This window comes from Blautia glucerasea, assembly GCF_020537505.1.
Lineage (GTDB): Bacteria > Bacillota > Clostridia > Lachnospirales > Lachnospiraceae > Blautia_A.
In genome coordinates, this window is sequence record NZ_JAJBMO010000135.1 from 1 (window position 1) to 315 (window position 315).

The 315-nt window shown below is 53.7% G+C and carries 1 pseudogene; it reads left to right on the plus strand.

The features are described from left to right. Nucleotides 1-315: pseudogene (locus tag LIQ05_RS20850) on the plus strand (VirB4-like conjugal transfer ATPase); the annotation flags it as partial.

A 315-nucleotide genomic window follows, 5' to 3' on the forward strand; every position in this document is an offset into this window, starting at 1 on the left:
TGGCAACTTTGAAGTGGCAACAGGTCGATGGACTGAATACCGTCCTGCCGTATGGCCTGCGGAAAATCGATGCAGTGCGTACCCTTACTACAGAATCCACCGCCGTCCTGATCCCGTTCCATACGCAGGAAATCATGCAGCCGGGAGGCATCTATTATGGGCAGAATGCCGTCAGCAAAAATATGCTGGTGGCAGACCGAAGGAAGCTGTTAAACGGCAACTCTTTCCGACTGGGTGTCAGCGGCTCCGGCAAGAGCTTCTCGGCAAAAGAGGAGATCGTAGACCTTGCCCTTTCCACGGAAGATGACATCCTCA